Raw genomic sequence first — 16265 nt, forward strand, 5'->3', positions numbered from 1 at the left:
ATAAACAACACGTCAATCTTTGTAAATTGACGTGTTGTTTATTATTCCATAATTTTAACTGGTTTAGCTTGCTTAATTTTTGGTAAGATTTTTTCAACCGGTACATTAGACTGTACATCATGCGTTTCCGCATTCATTGGGTCATAATTTTTCAAGAAATTAATTACTTCTTTAACGATAGGTGTAGGGGTAGAAGCACCTGCAGTGACCGCCACAGTTTCCACACCATTTAACCATTCAAGGTTCAATTGGGACAAATCTGCTATACGATATGAGTTCGTATGTGCAATGTCTTTTGAAACTTGTGCTAATCTGTTGGAGTTGTTACTTTTGGGGTCCCCGACAACAATAAGTAAATCCGCTACTCCTGCTTGATCAGCAACTGCTTCTTGGCGCACTTGTGTCGCTTGACAAATTTCTTTATGCTGTTCGATATGCGGAAATTTTTCTTGTAAATCTTCCATTAAATGTAAAACATCCCATTGCGACATAGTGGTTTGGTTCGTCACGATAAGTGGATAGTCGTTAAGCTTTTCAGGTAACGCGTCAACGTCTGTCTTAGTTTCAACTAAATGTACAACATCTGGGGCTACCCCTACAGCACCTTCAGGTTCAGGATGCCCTTTTTTACCTATATACACGACATGATAACCTTCTGATTTCTTTTCCCTTATAAGTGTATGTGTGTTTTCCACATCTGGACACGTGGCATCTATACAAGTGAGTCCTTTTTCTTTAGCACGTCTTTTCACTTCTGGGGATACGCCATGAGCTGTAAAGATGACAGTTCCTTTATCTATTTGATTCAAAATTTCTAATCTATTTGGTCCATCTAACGTAATGATACCGTCTGATTCAAAAGCATCCGTTACATGTTTATTATGAACGATCATTCCTAAAATATAGATTGGACGTGGTAAATTCGGATCCAAAGAAGCATTGCGCGCAATCACCATCGCATCAACAACACCATAACAATAGCCTCTTGGAGTGATTTTAATAATTTCCATAATATACACGTACCCTCCTTCAAATTTATATTATAGCAACTTCAGACAGTGATTTAAACTATTCGAACGCGAAACAGCTTCCATTTTTATGATGGATCGCTATGTTTAGAGAGGAGTAGTTTTCAATCACTAGAAATTCCTATATAATATAGGGACGATAGAATAAGGAGGGCCACTCATGCCTAAACACCCATTTGGTCATTTTAATTTTGACCCAAGTTTAATTTCAGCAATAGATGAATTAAACTTTCAACAACCGACAGACGTTCAACAACGTGTCATTCCTAAATTATTAAAAAGAGTGAATTTAATAGGGCAATCTCAAACAGGGACAGGGAAATCACATTCATTTTTACTTCCAATTTTTCAATTAATCGATGCATCGATAGTAGAGCCGCAAGCCATTGTTCTTGCGCCTACTAGGGAATTAGCGACACAATTGTATCACGCTGCGTTACAACTGGCTTCACATAAAGAAGGGATAAAAGTAAGCTTATTTATTGGGGGGACAGATTTTGAAAAAGACAAACAAAAAACAACCCAACAACCGCAACTTGTTATTGGTACGCCTACACGTATCAATGATTTAGCAAAATCTGGCGCTTTACATGTACATCTTGCTAAGCAACTTATTATAGATGAAGCAGATTTAATGATTGATTTAGGCTTAATACAAGAAGTGGACCAAGTTGCTGCACGATTAGATAAAGAAGCTAAAACAGCGGTATTTAGTGCTACCATTCCTAAATCATTGCATCCATTTTTAAATAAATATTTAGAAAATCCTGAATTTGTAGAAGTTAAAACTGAACAAAAAAACAAGAAAAATATTACATTCTATTTAATACCTACAAGAGGTACAGAAAAGTTAGAAAAAACTATCGAACTGATCGATACAATCAATCCTTATTTGGGTATTATATTCTGTAATAGTCGCGACAACGCAAATACGTTAGCTGAAAACTTGAATCATAAAGGGATTCAAGTCGGAATGATTCATGGAGGCTTATCACCTCGTGAACGCAAACAGCAAATGAAGCGCATCCGAAATTTAGATTTTCAATATGTCATTGCGAGTGATTTAGCTTCTCGAGGTATTGATATCGAAGGTGTAAGTCACGTAATCAATTATGATGTACCGTTAGACATTGATTTCTTTACGCACCGTGTGGGTCGTACTGGTAGAGGTAACTATAAAGGGATTGCCATCACGCTCTATCAACCTGATGAAGAATATCTGATTCAACAAATCGAACAAAAAGGTTATCATTTTGAAAATGTAGATATTAAAAATGGTGAGTTAAAGCCTATTAAAGCACATAATACACGTCGTTTAAGACAAAAACAAGATGATCATATTACGCAACAAGTTAAAAATAAAGTTAAACGTAATAATAAGAAAAAAGTAAAACCGGGTTACAAAAAGAAATTTAAGCAAGAGGTAGAAAATTTAAAACGACAAGAAAAACGACAACATAGTAGACGTAAAAAGCGTCTTGATCGGAAAAATAAAAAATAAAGGTTGGATTTAAATGTTAATTGGTTCTCACGTTTCAATGAGCGGTAAAAAAATGTTGCAAGCATCTGCTGAAGAAGCACACCAATATGGTGCATCAACTTTTATGATATATACTGGTGCACCTCAAAATACACGCCGTAAAGCGATTGAAGATTTAAATATCGAGGCTGGACAAGCAACAATGAAAGAATATGGACTTTCAAATATTGTAGTACATGCGCCCTATATTATTAATATTGCGAATACAAACAAACCCGAAGTATTTGAATTAGGTGTTAATTTTTTACAAAATGAAATAGAACGAACAGAGGCTATAGGCGCTAAAGATATCGTACTACACCCAGGAAGTCATGTAGGTGCTGGTGCTGATGTGGGTATTAAACGTATTATTGAAGGCTTAAATGAAGTACTTACAAATCAAAATGATGTACGCATCGCACTTGAAACAATGGCAGGTAAAGGTTCTGAGATTGGACGTACGTTTGAAGAGATTGCTCAAATCATTGATGGTGTTACACATAACGAACGTTTATCCGTATGTTTAGATACTTGTCATATACACGATGCCGGCTATGATGTTGTTAATGACTTTGATGGTGTACTTAACGAATTCGACAAAATTATCGGTGTGGATCGTATTAAAGTAGTTCATGTTAATGACAGTAAAAATCCTAGAGAAGCACACAAAGACCGACATGAAAATATCGGCTTTGGTCATATTGGTTTTGACGCATTAAACTATATCGTACATCATAAGCAATTCGAAAATATTCCTAAAATTTTAGAAACTCCTTATGTAGGGGAAGACAAAAAGAATAAGAAACCCCCATACAAATATGAGATCGAAGCTTTTAAACAAAGTCAGTTCGATCCAGAAATGAAAAATAAAATACTAACGCAAGCATAATGATATAGGCACCGGACAGTACATACGCAAGCTGTTCGGTGTTTTTTTAGCTTAAAATTTCGTCATTAATTGCTTTTATTTTCGTAAACATTACTATTTACATCACTTTTATAAAGCGGTATTATATTATGTTGAGGTGAGAGGATGAACCAACCTATATTTGAACTCAAAAACATTGATTTTCATTATGAACATAAAAAAGTGTTAGAGCATATTAATATCAAAATCAATAAAGGTGAATTTTTAGCAATTGTTGGACCGAACGGAGCAGGTAAATCAACATTATTAAAACTAATATTAGGCTTACTGCCTATTCAAAGTGGAGAAATATTTATTGACGGTGCGACATATCATAAAAAATTAACAACAGATAAAATAAGTTATGTTTCTCAAAAGGCTTCCTCAGTCACAGCTGGCTTTCCAGCTACGGTTAAGGAAGTTATTTTAAGTGGATTAACTCGAAAAAAGCGCTTATTTAAATGGTTCAATAAAACCGACACTATGAAAGTGGATCATGTATTAGAACGTCTTAATATCAAAGACTTAAAATACAAAAATGTTTCAGAATTATCAGGAGGACAACAGCAACGTGTATTAATCGCACGGGCCCTTGTTTCTGATCCGTCTGTACTTATTTTAGATGAACCTACGAATGGTATCGACGCTAAACATGTCGGTGAATTTTATGAGACGTTAGAAAACTTAAAGAGAGAAGGGGTGACCATTATTCTTGTGACACATGATATTGGTGTTGTTGCAGACACAGCAACTGAAGTAGCTTGTCTCAATAAACACTTACATTTCCACGGCAGTGCACATGAATTTAAATCTTTAGATGAAGTCCAAATCTCTAAAATTTATGGTCATCCAATCAAATTCGTTGATCATCAACATGATAGGGCGTGTTGTAAATGATAGATGCAATTTTAAATTTTGAATTTATTAGATATAGCTTTATTAGCGGACTGTTAATAGGCTTAATTGCGCCACTAATCGGTACATTCATTGTGGTTAGGCGACTTTCTCTGATTGCTGATGCCTTAAGTCATGTCACTTTGAGCGGTATTTCTTTCGGCATGTTTATCATGAGTGCATCGACTGCATTTGCATTTGTAAGTCCTATTTGGACAGGGATATTATTTTCAGTTGTTGGTGCATTACTTATTGAAAAATTAAGAACGTCTTATACAAATTATCAAGAAATTGCAATCCCTATATTAATGAGTTCTGGCATAGGGTTAAGCGCTATTTTTATTTCTTTAGCTGACGGATTTAACCAAGAACTAGTTGGCCTTTTATTCGGTTCAATTAGTGCGGTATCGTATAATGATTTAATCACCATTACCATTATTGCTGTTCTTGTAGTCACTTTTATTCTTTTATTTTATAAAGAATTGTTTATTCTTTCGCTTGATGCAGAGTATAGCCAAGTCATCGGTATTCCAAAATGGATTTCATTTTTATTTATCGTTATCGTTGCATTAGTGATTTCAGCTTCAATGCGTGTCATAGGGGTATTACTTGTGAGCGCATTAATCACATTACCAGTCGCTATTGCAATGCGTTGGACAAAAGGGTTTAAACAATTTATAATCATTAGTATTTTAATAGGTGAATTTTCTGTCGTTTCTGGATTAATCACTGCCTTTTACCTTGATATATCACCAGGCGGTGTCATTGTAGTTATTTTAATCATGCTACTCAGCTTAACTTTTATAATGCAAAAAGTAACCAAAGGAAAGGGAAAAGGAGTGGATTTGAATGAAAACGCAAGAAGCCATACGCATGTTGAAAGATAATGGACATAAATATACGGATAAACGTAAAGACATTATCAATATTTTCATTCAAGAAGATAAATATATTAATGCCAAATATGTGCAACAAGTGATGAATAAAGACTATCCTGGTATTTCATTTGATACCATTTATAGAAATCTTCATCTCTTCAAAACACTCGGTATTATTGAAAGTACAGAAATGGATGGGGAAATGAAATTTCGAATTGCTTGTACTTCACATCATCATCATCATTTTATTTGTACTTCGTGCGGTGATACAAAAGTCATTAATTATTGTCCGATGACTGAAATAAAAAAAGCTTTACCTGAAGTAGACATCGCAATGCATAAACTAGAAGTGTATGGTGTATGTGAAAATTGTAAATCTTAAACACATATTATCGTATTTAAATGTGACCATATAAAAGAAGAGGCCCCTAGAAAAACGGATCGACTGAGCATCTAAAAAACGCTACCGACATGATTAATGAGCTGACCCCAAATATTGGGAATAATATAAAAACACTTTCGTTGAATTCATATTAAAATGAATCCTACGGTGGTGTTTTTTCTATGAAAAGAGTGGCTTATTCAGTAGAAACAAAATATAAAGTAGTTGAAATGAAAGTAGCTGGGTTTACGACAAAAGAAATTATGAACGCATTAAATATTAGAAATAAAACACAAGTGGATACTTGGTGGCGATGGTATCGAAATGGTGAAAGTTATAGATTCTCACAACACGTAGGTAAACAATATACTTATGGTAAAGGGCCAAAAGAACTTTCAGAAGTAGAACAATTGAAATTAGAGAATAAGAGAAAAGATGTTGAATTGGAAATTTTAAAAAAGTACAAGGCATTGGAAAGGAAGTGGTACCAACAGTAATCATAGATTTAGTGGATCAATTAAAGGATAAATATTCAATCAAACTGATACTAGAAGTATTGAACATATCTAAATCAACATTTTACCGGTGGAAAAATAAGCCCCTTAAAAAGGATACCGTAACACAAAAAATTATTGAATTATGTGAAGCTAATCACTATACCTATGGTTATCGTAAGATAACGGCATTGGTTAATCAATGTTATACATCACCAATTAATCACAAAAGAGTACAGAGAATTATGCAGAAGTATCACTTGAACTGCCGAGTTAGACCTAAAAAGACGACAAGATTAGGTAAGCCTTATTATAAAACAGATAATTTATTACAAAGACAATTTAAAGCGAGTTGTCCCATGGAAGTATTAACAACGGATATTACTTATTTACCATTTGGTCATTCTATGTTGTATTTATCTTCGATAATGGATATTTATAATGGAGAAATTGTGGCGTATAAAATAGGTGATAAACAAGACCAAAGTTTAGTTAATGATACATTAAATCAAATTCAGATACCTGAGGGTTGCATACTGCATAGTGACCAAGGCAGTGTTTATACATCCTATTCTTATTATCAATTATGTGAAGAAAAAGGCATTATCAGAAGTATGTCCCGAAAGGGAACACCTGCCGATAATGCCCCGATAGAAAGTTTCCATTCCTCGCTAAAGTCTGAAACTTTCTACCTCAATAAAAAGCTTAATAGCTCTAACCACATTATAATAGATATTGTCGAAAAGTACATTAAAAACTATAATAATAATCGAATTCAACAAAAACTAGGCTACTTATCCCCTGTAAAATACAGAGAATTAGCAGCCTAGCGCATAGTGTATTTTAAGGGTTCAGTGCCTTAATTCGTCGGTAGCGTTTTTTTATGATGATTATGATGATGTAGCAGTTTCTTCTTCTTTTTTCTTTTCCCATTCAGCAGCAAGTTTGTCAATTTCCATTTTCAATTCGTCTACCATTGATTCCTCAGGTACTTTTCGAACCGTTTTACCTTTCATAAATAACAAACCTTCACCACGTGCACCAGCAATACCTATATCAGCTTCGCGTGCTTCACCTGGTCCATTAACAGCACAACCAAGTACTGCCACTTTAAGAGGTACTTTTAATTTTTCAATATAATCTTCAACTTCATTAGCAATTGAAATTAAATCGATTTCAATACGCCCACAAGTTGGACAGGCAATAAGTGTCGCAGCATTACTTGCTAATCCAAATGCTTTTAAAAGCGATTTAGCCACTTTTACTTCTTCCACTGGATCTGCTGATAATGAAATTCGACATGTATTACCTATTCCTAGCGCCAAAATAGCTCCAAGTCCTGCAGAAGACTTCACCGTTCCATTAAATAAAGTACCACTTTCTGTAATACCTAAATGTAGCGGGTAGTTAAATGCTTTAGCTGCTTTCGTGTAGGCTTCAATAGCTAAATTAACATCACTTGCTTTCATAGATACGATGATATCGTGAAAATCTAAATCTTCAAGAATTTTAATATGATGTAATGCACTTTCTACCATGCCATCAGCAGTTGGATAACCATACTTTTTCAAAATATGTTTTTCTAGTGAACCTGCATTAACACCTATTCGTATCGGAATACCTTTGGCTTTACAGGCTTCTACAACAGCCTCTACTTTCTCACGACGACCTATATTACCCGGATTAATACGGATTTTATCGGCACCATTTTCGATAGCAATTAACGCCAATTTATAATTAAAGTGAATGTCAACGACTAAAGGGATATTAATTTGTGCTTTAATATCTCTAATAGCATGTGCATCTTCTTCATTCGGACATGCGACACGTACAATCTGACAACCAGCTTCTTCTAATCTTTTGATTTCAGCCACTGTTGCTTCAACATCGTGTGTCTTTGTTGTTGTCATACTTTGAATCACAACTTCATCTGAACCACCAATAGTCAAATTGCCCACTTTTACAGGTCGCGTATTTTTACGATGTGTAATTTCAGACATGAATAGAAACTCCTTTAATTTCTAAATTTAATTGAAAACGCACGTTACATCATGTGTTTCAATGCTAAACCTTATTATACAATACCATATCTTAGATATTCAAAACAATCACATTAATTTGTTTCATAAAGTTGATGAATGTCATAAAAAAATATAAGATAAATATAGTGTTTAAAAAACACTAATCGCATTCTTAAGTTGAGCGCTTTGAGATTTGAAAATAGCATTTTAAAGTACATTCTCAAGCTCATATTTAAAGGGTTGAAAAAGTGATTAACTAAGCATATTCATTGTAGTTTAGCCATATTACTTGCTACAATATACATGAACAAAATTTAGGAGGATGATTATTTATGGCTTTTGAATTACCAAAACTACCTTATGCATACGATGCGTTAGAACCACATATTGATGCAAGAACAATGGAAATTCACCATAGCAAGCATCATAACACTTACGTAACAAAGCTAAATGATGCTGTTAAAGATACTGATTTAGAAAATCAACCAATTGAAGAAATTATCGCAAACTTAAATAGTGTGCCTGAAGATAAACAAACTGCTGTACGTAACAACGGTGGCGGTCATTTAAATCACGTATTATTCTGGCAATCACTTTCACCTAACTCTGAAGAAAAAGGTGAAGTTGTTGAAAAAATTAAAGAACAATGGGGTTCTTTAGATGCTTTCAAAAAAGAATTTGCAGATAAAGCAGCAGCGCGTTTTGGATCAGGTTGGGCTTGGCTTGTTATGAATAATGGTCAATTAGAAATCGTTACAACACCTAACCAAGATAATCCACTTACAGAAGGGAAAACGCCTCTTTTAGCTTTAGATGTTTGGGAACATGCATATTACCTAAAATATCAAAACAAACGTCCAGACTATATTAGTACATTCTGGAATGTCGTGAACTGGGAAAAAGTTAACGAATTATACAATGCAGCAAAATAAGATTGCATTAAATAAAAGGGTAGGGCTGTTGAGGTCCTATCCCTTTTTCTAATCTAAAACACTCCATGGTAATTATTTAGAAATCCAAAACATATTCTTATTAGTTGCTACACTCTTATCTAACATTAAAAACCTCATGAAATCACACATTTACATATATCTTCTTTTTTACAGACTAAGTTTCTTTCATAAATCATTCAACATAGACAGAAAACATTAGCAAAAATAATCATTTTCATTTATCATTTTTAGTAGTATGACGGAATAGAGGTAGGTTGAGTTGCTAAAACGATTAAAAGAAAAAACAAATGACGAAAAAATGCGTCAAACGATGAATCACCGTATCAATTTCATATTTATTGTTATCATTCTCGCATTTGTATTGATAGTTTTGAGATTGGGCTATTTGCAAATCGCACAAGGCGCACATTTTAATCAAATGATACGTGAAAGCGAGAATGTTACCGTTAATGAATCTGCACCGAGGGGACGAATTCTCGATAGAAACGGAAATGTCATTGTTGATAATGCTTCACAAAAAGCGATTACATACACACGTGGTAAAAATACAAGTCAAAAAGAAATAATGGCGACTGCAGAAAAACTTTCAAATATCATTAATATGAAAACGGACGCGATTACAGAACGTGATAAAAAAGATTATTGGATTCAAAAAAATCCTGAAAAAGTTAAATCGTTAATGAAAAAAGAACAATCGATGATTGAAAGTGGCGATATTTCTCAAGAACAATTTGATCAAACTTTAAGAAACAAAATTACTGAAAAAGATATCCGCCAACTTTCAAAAAAAGACTTACAAATTTTAGCAGTTTATCGTGAGATGTCACAAGGGACAACTTTGAGCCCTAGAACCATCAAAAAAGAAGGCGTCACTGATGAGGAGTACGCTTCAGTTTCACAACAACTCTCTGATATGCCGGGAATCAATACAAGTATGGACTGGGAGCGTAAATATCCTTATGGCAACACTTTAAGAGGGGTATTAGGTCAAGTTTCTACCTCCGAAGAAGGTTTACCTAAAGAGTTGACCGACGATTACTTGTCAAAAGGTTATTCTCGAAATGACCGTGTTGGTAAATCTTACATTGAACGTCAATATGAAAATGTTTTACGTGGTGAAAAGAAAGAAATTCAATATACAACAGATAAGTCTGGCGAAGTCATTGATTCAAAAGTGATTAACGAAGGCGCACGTGGCGATGATTTAGTATTAACAATAGATATTAAATTACAACAAAAAGCCGAATCTTATTTAGAAAAACAAATCTCAAAATTACGCTCAGAAGGCGCAAAAGATATGGACAGTGCTATGATGGTTGTTCAAGACCCTAAAAACGGAGATATTCTTGCTATGGTCGGTAAAAAGATTGATAAAAGCGGGGAGCTTACTGATTTTGACATAGGTAACTTTACAACACAATATGCAGTAGGTTCTTCCGTAAAAGGTGGTACTTTATTAGCTGGCTATCAAAATAATGCTATAAAAGTAGGGCAAGAGATGATAGATGAGCCCCTTCACTTCCAAGATGGCGGAACAAAACGGTCTTATTTCAATAAAAATAGCCAAGTTCGCATTAACGATAGTGAAGCACTAATGCATTCTTCAAACGTTTATATGTTCAAAACAGCATTAAAGATAGCAGGTCTTGATTATACTAATAATATGCCTCTGCCAAATGATGTAAGTGTTCCTGGCCAAAAACTTCGAAAAGGACTGAACCAAGTTGGTCTAGGAGTGAAAACAGGTGTTGACTTACCAAATGAAGTAACAGGTCAAATTGAGCCTTTAAAAGACAATCCTGGAAATTATTTAGATTTAGCTATTGGTCAATATGATACTTACTCTCCATTGCAACTTTCCCAATATGTTTCAACGATAGCAAACGATGGGGTTCGCATTCAGCCACATATAGGAAAAGAAATTCGTCATGCGACACGTGATGATGAATTAGGCCCTGTTAAAAAAACCATACAAGGTCGTGTACTAAATCATGTAAATAACTCGCAAGAAGAAATCAAACAAGTTCAAAAAGGATTCGATATGGTATTTAATAAGGAAAAAGGAACAGGATATGCAAGCTTTAGCAAAACGAAAGTACGTTCTGCTGGAAAAACCGGAACTGCAGAAGTGTTTCAAGATGGGGAACCAAGAGTTAACTCCACATATGTCGGTTATGCGCCTGCCGATGACCCTAAATTATCTTTTTCTATAGTCTATACTAATCAACCTGTCCCTGAGCCATGGTTAAACGGTGGGGATTTGGGACGCGATGTCATTAACTACTTTTTTAGTTAACTTAAATAATCATACTAAAACCTTAAAATTGGGTTAGCACAAAAGCCATTACTCTTTTTTGGAACAATCATGTGCGATACATTAACCTGACTATTTTATAGACAAACCTCCTATGCATAAAAGGGAGGTTTGTCTTTTTATATAACTTTTTAAAAGATATACAAAAAGACAGTATTATCTATAAAGTAGTGAAGTCCAAAAATTAATAGCTTGAAACAAAACTACCTTCTATATAAGCATATACTTCATCTCCATATTAACCATAACTTGTTATGGCCAAACGCAAGCCTATATGGGACTACGTTTTTTTAGTGCATTTCTCCACATTTTCTTAATATTAACACAAAATTTACACTCATTTTATTCAAGGTTAACAATTAGTTTGTATGCTATTAATGTAATCAAAAGTAGTGATTTCAATTACTAGGAGGATGTTTCAATGAAGAAATGGCAAGTACTAGGTACTACAATTGTGAGTGCATCATTATTATTAGGTGCGTGTGGCGGCGCTGGTCAACAAAGCGGAGATAAAAGCGGCGACCAAAAAAGTGAAAATTCAAATGTTGAAGGAACTGTAAAAGGGAATGGTTCATCGACAGTTGCACCTATTATTGAAAAATTAAACGAAGAATTTTCTAAAAACCATGACAAAGCAACAGTAGAAAACGTAACTTCTGGTACAGGTGATGGTTTCAAACAATTCATCGCAGGCAAAACAGACTTTTCTAATGCATCTCGTCCAATTAAAGACGAAGAAAAGCAACAGCTTGACAGTAAAAATATCAAATATACTGAATTTGAAATTGCCAAAGATGGCTTAACAGTTGCTGTTAATAAAGACAACGATTTTGTTGATGAACTTTCATTAGATGAATTAAAGAAAATTTATTCTGGCGAAGCTAAAAATTGGTCTGATGTAAATCCAAAATTCCCTAAAGAACCAATTAAAGCTTTTTCACCTGACCAATCTCACGGTACTTACGATTTCTTCAGTGAGGAAGTTATGGATAAAGCTGATATTAAAGCTGAGAAAAACCAAAATACTGACGTTATCGTAAAATCTGTACAAGATAACAAAGATGGTATTGGATTCTTCGCTTATAATTTCTACAAAGAAAACCAAGATAACTTAAAAGCAGTAAAAATTAAGGGAGAAGATGGTAAAGCTATCGAACCAGATCAAAAAACAATTCAAGATGGTTCTTATGCATTAAGTCGTCCTCTATTCATCTATGCTAACAATGAAAAACTTAAAGACAATAAAGCTTTCGCTGAATTCATGAAATTCACTTTAGAAGATCAAGGAAAAGCAGCTGAAGCTGAAGGTGTAGATTATGTAGCATTACCAGAAAAAGATTACAAAGATCAACTTTCTGAACTTGAAAAATTAACTGGTAAAAACGAAAAGTAATACACTAATGGAAAAGAATTAAAGGGAATTAAAGGGACTTGATTTTCTAAGTCCCTTTTTTAAGTAAAGGAGCAAAAATGTATGAAGTCACAGCATAATGTTCGTGAAATGATTCATAACAAAAGCAACGCCGGATCATCAAAAAGTGATAAAATTATGCCGATTATTTTAGCAGCAATCGCTACGATTTCAATACTTACTACTATTGGAATCGTCATAACATTACTTACAGAAACAATCACTTTTTTCACAAAAGTGCCCATGTCACAGTTCTTTTTAGAAACTGATTGGAATCCTTTTAGTTCGAATCCTAAATATGGTATTTGGGCTTTAATTTTGGGAACTTTAAAAATTACAGTTATCGCAACGATTTTTGCGGTTCCTGTCGGTTTAGGCGCCGCTATCTATTTAAGCGAATACGCATCTAAACGTACTAAAAAAATTATCAAACCTGTTTTAGAAGTATTAGCGGGTATTCCGACAATTGTTTATGGTTTCTTCGCATTAACATTAGTAACACCTATTCTAAGATCGATTTTTCCAGAAATCTCTAGCTTTAATGCAATCAGTCCTGGTTTAGTAGTAGGAGTTATGATTATTCCTATGATTGCAAGTATGAGTGAAGATGCGATGTCCTCAGTTCCCAATAAAATTCGAGAAGGCGCTTTAGGACTTGGTTCTACAAAAATCGAAATGATTATTAAAGTTATTATTCCTGCAGCAACATCAGGTATTATGGCTTCAATTGTACTCGCAATTTCACGTGCTATTGGTGAAACAATGATTGTATCTTTGGCAGCAGGTTCTAGTCCTTCATTTGATTTAGATCTTACCAATTCGATTCAAACAATGACTGCATATATCGTTCAAGTATCACAAGGTGATGCAACGAACGGATCAGATTTATATTACAGTATTTATGCAGTTGGTTTCACGTTATTTATATTTACACTAATAATGAATTTCATATCACAATGGATTACGAAACGTTTCAGAGAGGAGTATTAATATGAGTTTAATCGATCAATCCGCTGTTGAAAAAAAGCTCTCTGGCCGTATGACTAAAAACAAAGTATTCAAAGCTTTATTTTTCGCATGTACACTAATTGGATTAATCGTCCTTGCGATATTAATTGCAGATATTTTAAGAAAAGGACTTCCTGTAATGTCAGCTGACTTTTTCACAAACTTTTCAAGCTCATCTGCCCGTACAGCCGGGGTCAAAGGAGCTTTAATTGGAACGCTATGGCTTATGATGACTTTAATTCCAATTGCATTAGTGCTTGGTGTAGGGAGCGCCATTTATCTTGAAGAATACGCAAAAGACAATGCATTTACGAAATTCGTTAAAATCAATATTTCAAATTTAGCATCAGTACCTTCTATTGTTTATGGTTTATTAGGTGCGACAATTTTTGTGGCCTTATTAAAACTTGGCAATTCTGTCATTGCTGCTGCATTAACGTTGGCTTTATTGATTTTACCGGTCATCATTGTGGCAAGCCAAGAAGCAATTCGCGCTGTACCTAACTCTGTAAAAGAAGCTTCTTATGGACTTGGTGCAAATAAATGGCAAACGGTTAAAAACGTCGTGTTACCTGCCGCAATCCCAGGTATTATTACAGGTGTTATTTTAGCAATTTCTCGTGCAATCGGTGAAACAGCACCATTAGTTGCTATTGGTATTCCAACAATTTTATTACGTACACCTAATAGTATTTTGGATTCATTCCAAACATTACCATTACAAATCTATGACTGGGCACGCAAACCTGGTCTAGACTTCCAAGCACTTTCGTCAGCAGCAATCATCGTTTTATTAATCATCTTACTCATTTTGAATACGATTGCAGTGTTAATTAGAAATAAGTTTTCAAAAAAATATTAATTTGTCGTTAGTTGAAAAGAGGTTTTTTTATGAATAATGTTAAAGAGCTAGAAAAACATACAGCAAATGTAAATGAACAAACCGAAAGTGAGACATTTACGTCACATGACCAAACTCAGAATAAAGAGATTTTAAAAGATGAAGATAGACGCGTTGTGTATTCAACACAAAATTTAGATTTATGGTATGGAGAACAACATTCATTAAAAAACGTAAATCTTGATATTTTAGAAAAAAACGTTACAGCTATCATTGGTCCGTCAGGATCTGGGAAATCAACATATGTTAAAGCTTTAAATAGAATGGTAGAGCTTGTGCCTTCGGTAAAAACATCAGGGAAAATTCTATATCGCGATCAAAATATTTTCGATAAAAATTACCCTGTAGAAAAATTACGTACAAACGTAGGGATGGTATTCCAACAACCCAATCCATTTCCAAAATCAATTTATGACAATATCACATATGGACCACGTATCCATGGAATTAAAGACAAAAAGATTTTAGATGAGATAGTTGAAAAATCATTACGTGGTGCAGCCATTTGGGATGAATTAAAAGATCGCTTAAATCAAAATGCTTACGGCTTATCAGGTGGTCAACAGCAACGTGTCTGTATTGCGCGCTGTCTTGCGATTGAGCCAGATGTAATTTTAATGGATGAACCAACATCTGCGTTAGATCCTATTTCAACATTACGTGTTGAAGAGTTAGTACAAGACCTTAAAAAAGATTATTCTATTATTATCGTGACACATAATATGCAACAAGCAGCACGTGTTTCTGATAAAACAGCGTTTTTCCTAAATGGCTATGTTAATGAATACGATGATACAAATAAGATTTTTTCTAATCCTTCAGATAAACAAACTGAAGACTACATTTCAGGACGTTTTGGTTAATACACCTATGATTAGAAAACGCTATGAAGGCCAACTTAACGAATTGTTCAAAGATATTCGTACACTTGGCCTTCGAACTTATTCAATGATTGATCAATCCATTCGTGTTCTTACTGATAGCCAAATTACACATGCAAGAAAAATCATTAAAAGTGATAAAGAAATTAATAAATTAGAATTTGATATTAATGAGAAAATCGTTATGTTAATTACGAAACAGCAGCCTATCGCAAAAGATTTACGTTTGATGATGTCTGCTCTAAAAATTGCTTCAGAATTTGAAAGAATGGCTGACAATGCAGCCAATATTGCAAAAATTCGTACACGCGCAAAATTTACGGACAAATATTTAGTAATGCGCCTAGAAACGATGGGGCGATTAGCACTTTTAATGCTTAAAGATTTAAATGATGCAGCAAAAAGTAATGACCTTGAACTTGTAAAAGAAATCATCGATCGCGATAAAGATATCGACGATTTATACAAACAAATTGTTAATACAACGTATTTAATCGACAACGATCCGTTTGTCTCTGGACAAGCACATTTAGTTGCAAGATATTTAGAACGCATAGGAGATCATATCGTTAATATCTCTGAACATATGTACTATTTTATTACTGGCGAAAGATATGAATCTTATAATAATTAACGCTTCCCATTTAAGTATGAAGATGGTATGATAATAAAGT

15 protein-coding genes are annotated in these 16265 nt (G+C 34.1%); 13 read left to right on the plus strand and 2 right to left on the minus strand.

Annotated elements, in window-relative coordinates; genetic code table 11:
• Positions 1–41: 41 nt before the first annotated feature.
• Complete coding sequence (locus tag LN051_RS05630) at positions 42–1010, minus strand: 4-hydroxy-3-methylbut-2-enyl diphosphate reductase (protein WP_229291572.1); 969 nt, start codon at positions 1008–1010, stop codon at positions 42–44.
• A gap of 178 nt (positions 1011–1188) precedes the next feature.
• Here LN051_RS05630 and LN051_RS05635 point away from each other — a divergent pair, with 178 nt between their 5' ends.
• From LN051_RS05635 to LN051_RS05660, 6 genes are all read left to right on the plus strand, one after another.
• Positions 1189–2529 (plus strand): DEAD/DEAH box helicase, encoded by a 1341-nt coding sequence (locus LN051_RS05635; protein ID WP_229291573.1) that lies wholly within the window; start codon positions 1189–1191, stop codon positions 2527–2529.
• Positions 2530–2542: 13 nt separating this feature from the next.
• Positions 2543–3436 carry a deoxyribonuclease IV gene (locus tag LN051_RS05640; RefSeq protein ID WP_229291574.1) on the plus strand — a complete coding sequence of 298 codons (894 nt, stop codon included), beginning with the start codon at positions 2543–2545 and terminating at the stop codon, positions 3434–3436.
• A 144-nt stretch (positions 3437–3580) separates the two neighbouring features.
• On the plus strand, positions 3581–4351 hold the full coding sequence (locus tag LN051_RS05645; protein WP_229291575.1) for a metal ABC transporter ATP-binding protein: 771 nt from the start codon (positions 3581–3583) through the stop codon (positions 4349–4351).
• Positions 4348–5235, plus strand: a complete 888-nt coding sequence (locus tag LN051_RS05650; RefSeq protein ID WP_229291576.1) for a metal ABC transporter permease — start codon at positions 4348–4350, stop codon at positions 5233–5235. The genes LN051_RS05645 and LN051_RS05650 overlap by 4 nt, the downstream gene beginning before the upstream one ends.
• The gene (locus tag LN051_RS05655) at positions 5198–5608 is read left to right on the plus strand and encodes a Fur family transcriptional regulator (protein ID WP_229291577.1); all 411 of its coding nucleotides are present in this window, start codon (positions 5198–5200) and stop codon (positions 5606–5608) included. Before LN051_RS05650 ends, LN051_RS05655 begins: the two co-directional genes overlap by 38 nt.
• A gap of 182 nt (positions 5609–5790) precedes the next feature.
• Positions 5791–6932 (plus strand): IS3 family transposase gene (locus LN051_RS05660; RefSeq protein ID WP_229291578.1). Its coding sequence is split into 2 segments (ribosomal slippage): positions 5791–6061 and positions 6061–6932, totalling 1143 coding nucleotides; the frame shifts between segments, so codons are not numbered across the junction.
• Between the two features lie 60 nt (positions 6933–6992).
• Here LN051_RS05660 and ispG read toward each other — a convergent pair.
• Entirely contained in the window at positions 6993–8102 is a 1110-nt protein-coding gene (gene ispG, locus LN051_RS05665) for a flavodoxin-dependent (E)-4-hydroxy-3-methylbut-2-enyl-diphosphate synthase (RefSeq protein WP_274704557.1), read from the minus strand.
• A 353-nt stretch (positions 8103–8455) separates the two neighbouring features.
• On the opposite strand from ispG, the gene LN051_RS05670 reads away from it, so the two are divergent.
• The 7 genes from LN051_RS05670 (at position 8456) to phoU (ending at position 16225) form a co-directional block, all read left to right on the plus strand.
• A complete protein-coding gene (locus LN051_RS05670) occupies positions 8456–9055 on the plus strand; it encodes a superoxide dismutase (RefSeq protein ID WP_229291579.1) in 600 nt (199 codons plus the stop codon).
• 280 nt (positions 9056–9335) lie between these two features.
• Positions 9336–11372 carry a peptidoglycan D,D-transpeptidase FtsI family protein gene (locus LN051_RS05675; protein WP_229291580.1) on the plus strand — a complete coding sequence of 679 codons (2037 nt, stop codon included), beginning with the start codon at positions 9336–9338 and terminating at the stop codon, positions 11370–11372.
• 439 nt (positions 11373–11811) lie between these two features.
• Complete coding sequence (locus LN051_RS05680) at positions 11812–12783, plus strand: PstS family phosphate ABC transporter substrate-binding protein (protein WP_229291581.1); 972 nt, start codon at positions 11812–11814, stop codon at positions 12781–12783.
• A gap of 81 nt (positions 12784–12864) precedes the next feature.
• Complete coding sequence (gene pstC, locus LN051_RS05685) at positions 12865–13791, plus strand: phosphate ABC transporter permease subunit PstC (protein ID WP_229291582.1); 927 nt, start codon at positions 12865–12867, stop codon at positions 13789–13791.
• Position 13792: 1 nt separating this feature from the next.
• Positions 13793–14671, plus strand: a complete 879-nt coding sequence (pstA, locus tag LN051_RS05690; protein WP_229291583.1) for a phosphate ABC transporter permease PstA — start codon at positions 13793–13795, stop codon at positions 14669–14671.
• Between the two features lie 29 nt (positions 14672–14700).
• Entirely contained in the window at positions 14701–15573 is an 873-nt protein-coding gene (gene pstB, locus LN051_RS05695; RefSeq protein ID WP_229291584.1) for a phosphate ABC transporter ATP-binding protein PstB, read from the plus strand.
• Positions 15574–15580: 7 nt separating this feature from the next.
• Entirely contained in the window at positions 15581–16225 is a 645-nt protein-coding gene (gene phoU, locus LN051_RS05700; RefSeq protein ID WP_229291585.1) for a phosphate signaling complex protein PhoU, read from the plus strand.
• Positions 16226–16265: the final 40 nt, after the last annotated feature.

It is taken from the genome of Staphylococcus ratti (genome assembly GCF_020883535.1).
In the GTDB taxonomy this organism is placed as follows: domain Bacteria; phylum Bacillota; class Bacilli; order Staphylococcales; family Staphylococcaceae; genus Staphylococcus; species Staphylococcus ratti.

Excerpts from the sequence above, each read along its gene's own strand:
- LN051_RS05630 (WP_229291572.1), bottom strand. The coding sequence starts at position 1,010 with ATGGAAATTATTAAAATCACTCCAAGAGGCTATTGTTATGGTGTTGTT.
- LN051_RS05635 (WP_229291573.1), top strand. The coding sequence starts at position 1,189 with ATGCCTAAACACCCATTTGGTCATTTTAATTTTGACCCAAGTTTAATT.
- LN051_RS05640 (WP_229291574.1), top strand. The coding sequence starts at position 2,543 with ATGTTAATTGGTTCTCACGTTTCAATGAGCGGTAAAAAAATGTTGCAA.
- LN051_RS05645 (WP_229291575.1), top strand. The coding sequence starts at position 3,581 with ATGAACCAACCTATATTTGAACTCAAAAACATTGATTTTCATTATGAA.
- LN051_RS05650 (WP_229291576.1), top strand. The coding sequence starts at position 4,348 with ATGATAGATGCAATTTTAAATTTTGAATTTATTAGATATAGCTTTATT.
- LN051_RS05655 (WP_229291577.1), top strand. The coding sequence starts at position 5,198 with ATGAAAACGCAAGAAGCCATACGCATGTTGAAAGATAATGGACATAAA.
- ispG (WP_274704557.1), bottom strand. The coding sequence starts at position 8,102 with ATGTCTGAAATTACACATCGTAAAAATACGCGACCTGTAAAAGTGGGC.
- LN051_RS05670 (WP_229291579.1), top strand. The coding sequence starts at position 8,456 with ATGGCTTTTGAATTACCAAAACTACCTTATGCATACGATGCGTTAGAA.
- LN051_RS05680 (WP_229291581.1), top strand. The coding sequence starts at position 11,812 with ATGAAGAAATGGCAAGTACTAGGTACTACAATTGTGAGTGCATCATTA.
- pstC (WP_229291582.1), top strand. The coding sequence starts at position 12,865 with ATGAAGTCACAGCATAATGTTCGTGAAATGATTCATAACAAAAGCAAC.
- pstA (WP_229291583.1), top strand. The coding sequence starts at position 13,793 with ATGAGTTTAATCGATCAATCCGCTGTTGAAAAAAAGCTCTCTGGCCGT.
- pstB (WP_229291584.1), top strand. The coding sequence starts at position 14,701 with ATGAATAATGTTAAAGAGCTAGAAAAACATACAGCAAATGTAAATGAA.
- phoU (WP_229291585.1), top strand. The coding sequence starts at position 15,581 with ATGATTAGAAAACGCTATGAAGGCCAACTTAACGAATTGTTCAAAGAT.